An 809-nucleotide genomic window follows, 5' to 3' on the forward strand; every position below is an offset into this window, starting at 1 on the left:
CCCATAGCGTAAGCTAGTAAGATCCCTGAAAGATGATCAGGTTGATAGGTTCGAGGTGGAAGCATGGTGACATGTGGAGCTGACGAATACTAATAGATCGAGGACTTAACCATATAATATGAAGCAAGTGTTATCTAGTTTTGAGAGAACATAAAAAACTTATTGACTTTTTTAATCAGTCAAGTATAATAATGTTTGTCTCAAGTGAATATAGTCTGGTAATGATGGCAGAGAGGTCACACCCGTTCCCATACCGAACACGGAAGTTAAGCTCTCTAGCGCCGATGGTAGTTGGGACCTTGTCCCTGTGAGAGTAGGACGTTGCCAGGCAAATGGAGGATTAGCTCAGCTGGGAGAGCACCTGCCTTACAAGCAGGGGGTCGGCGGTTCGATCCCGTCATCCTCCACCATATAATGTCGGAGGGGTAGCGAAGTGGCTAAACGCGGCGGACTGTAAATCCGCTCCTTCGGGTTCGGCAGTTCGAATCTGCCCCCCTCCACCATTTCTTAATTAATGGGCTATAGCCAAGCGGTAAGGCAACGGACTTTGACTCCGTCATGCGCTGGTTCGAATCCAGCTAGCCCAGCCATTAAGAGCCATTAGCTCAGTTGGTAGAGCATCTGACTTTTAATCAGAGGGTCGAAGGTTCGAGTCCTTCATGGCTCACCATTTATTAAAATTATATGCGGGTGTGGCGGAATTGGCAGACGCACCAGACTTAGGATCTGGCGCCTTTGGCGTGGGGGTTCGACTCCCTTCACCCGCACTTTTAATAAAATATCTCATAACATGTCTTGCGGAAGTAGTT

Annotated in this window: 5 tRNA genes and 2 rRNA genes; all 7 read left to right on the forward strand. The window is 47.7% G+C overall.

Annotation, left to right across the window (positions count from 1 at the left end):
- Positions 1-113 (forward strand): 23S ribosomal RNA (locus AC1M36_RS28345); the annotation flags it as partial.
- Between the two features lie 101 nt (positions 114-214).
- A 5S ribosomal RNA gene (rrf, locus tag AC1M36_RS28350) occupies positions 215-330 on the forward strand.
- A gap of 4 nt (positions 331-334) precedes the next feature.
- Positions 335-410, forward strand: a tRNA-Val gene (locus AC1M36_RS28355).
- Positions 411-419: 9 nt separating this feature from the next.
- Positions 420-503: transfer RNA gene (locus AC1M36_RS28360), tRNA-Tyr, on the forward strand.
- Positions 504-515: 12 nt separating this feature from the next.
- Positions 516-590 (forward strand) — tRNA-Gln (locus AC1M36_RS28365).
- A gap of 4 nt (positions 591-594) precedes the next feature.
- A tRNA-Lys gene (locus tag AC1M36_RS28370) sits at positions 595-670 on the forward strand.
- Between the two features lie 16 nt (positions 671-686).
- Positions 687-767: transfer RNA gene (locus AC1M36_RS28375), tRNA-Leu, on the forward strand.
- Positions 768-809 lie beyond the last annotated feature (42 nt).

It is taken from the genome of Bacillus sp. Medicinal_06, assembly GCF_056711665.1.